3 protein-coding genes are annotated in these 1,659 nt (G+C 62.0%); 2 read left to right on the forward strand and 1 reads right to left on the reverse strand.

The window, feature by feature from the left end:
- Together ACRDUX_RS17235 and ACRDUX_RS17240 are read left to right on the forward strand one after the other, a co-directional pair.
- Window positions 1-190: VOC family protein (locus ACRDUX_RS17235; RefSeq protein ID WP_526415236.1), on the forward strand; the 190-nt coding region annotated here is incomplete at its 5' end.
- Between the two features lie 89 nt (window positions 191-279).
- Window positions 280-939 carry a DUF6308 family protein gene (locus tag ACRDUX_RS17240; RefSeq protein ID WP_526415237.1) on the forward strand — a complete coding sequence of 220 codons (660 nt, stop codon included), beginning with the start codon at window positions 280-282 and terminating at the stop codon, window positions 937-939.
- Between the two features lie 515 nt (window positions 940-1,454).
- Here ACRDUX_RS17240 and ACRDUX_RS17245 read toward each other — a convergent pair.
- Window positions 1,455-1,659, reverse strand: a 205-nt coding sequence (locus ACRDUX_RS17245; protein ID WP_526415238.1) for a hypothetical protein, incomplete at its 5' end; no start/stop codon positions are given.

Consider the following 1,659-nt stretch of genomic DNA (forward strand, 5'->3'; position numbering starts at 1 on the left):
GCTGTGGACGGCGGATGCGCGCCATCCGGTCAGCCACTTCCAGATGGGATTCTTCGTCGATGACCTCGCCGCGTCGGTATCCCAACTGACTGCCGTGGGAGCACAGTGGACGTGCCGGCTCCCGAACTTCGTCACCACCCATGACCCCGACGGCAACAAGATCAACCTCGCCCAACGGCGAAAAGCGTGAACGAGACCAACCCGAGAAATCCAGGCGCATGTCGGTGTCCCGTGGCTTCTTGGCGCTAATCAATCCGAAGCAACCGAAGGGAACGCAGCATGCCAGCGTCCAGCTACCCGGGATGGCAGCAACACTGGCCGTCCCTGATCGTGGAGCGACGGACTGAGGAGGCCGCAGCGCTATTGCATCGCTACTACGCCACCACCAGCACGGGCGCGCCCGCGTACTCGGGTTCACAGTTCGAAGCGATCGCCGCGCTGAACCAAGACCCGTACTCGATTGGCCCGGCCGACTTCATCGCCGCGGCGATGCTCAGCGTCGTCATCCCAGCACAAGCCGCGATCCGTCGTCTAGTTCGCGATGCCGCGGAAATCACAGAGTTACTCACACAGATTCCGGCGGACCGGGACATCATCGACATCGATCCCGACGATTTGATGACCGGTTCGGCAGCGAGCAAGTTGTGGCGCGTGCTCCGCCGCGGCACCGATGGCATGGGCAGGACTCGAACCAGCAAGCTGATTGCGGCCAAACGACCACGGCTGATACCGATTTGGGACAGCTTCGTCGAGAAAGCGACCGGCCTGGACACCTCGGCCTACTGGCGCCAGTTTCAATGGGTGCTCACCACCGACGACCACGCGGTGTGGACGTGGTTGGCCGACGTTCGCGAGCTCGCGGACAACGTGCCCAACGGTGTTTCGAATCTGCGGATCCTGGATGTGCTGCTCTGGATGACGGTCGACCAGCAGCGCTGAAAACCGAGGGCTTCGCTGTTCATGGTCAGCCCTGGTCTCAGGCCCAGATACATCCTCCGCGAGCGGCCGGCCTCAGTCGTCATACGGCGGTAGATCGTGTATCACGACCATGCCGCACTCGGCAAGGATCTATGGCTGCGCGGGGCGGCTATCCGCAGCCGTTGGACGGAAGTTTTCCGCGGAAAACGGTGCCAGGCGCGTGCGCACGAGCAGATAGAGTCTGTCCTTTAGCGCTTTCGTGGTTGATGCCGCAGGACTTCAGCCACTTGCCGGGGCCTGTGAAGGCATGGTCGCCGAGCTTGCAGGTTCTAGTGCGGCAACCGCGCTTGGTGCGTCGTCAGCAACGCCACCGAGCTGAAGCTGAGGGCTCGCCGATGCGGTTTCCAGCAGCGGTGACGTCGCGGACCGCGGTCTTAAGGATCGAGGCCACCTCGGCGCATCAGGCGATAGCGCTGTTCTCGCGCTGATGAGAATTAGCGACAGGTCATTCCAGGGTCGCGTGACGGTTAGCTTGCCTAGACCGATCGACGCACATGGACTGCACCGAACTCTAATTGCCGGTGGACCAGTTCGATGCCCAACGGCGTGTCGATGTGGCCGGTCGCCAGTGTCACGTGTGGTAGCCAAGTGGGAGAGTGCTGTTGCACAACCAAAGAGGATCGCATGAAGGCCTCAGGCTCCGCGATTCCATCGCTCATAAGCATTTCCAAGAACGCACGA

The sequence above is a fragment of the Mycobacterium sp. genome, assembly GCF_050701675.1.
Lineage (GTDB): Bacteria > Actinomycetota > Actinomycetes > Mycobacteriales > Mycobacteriaceae > Mycobacterium.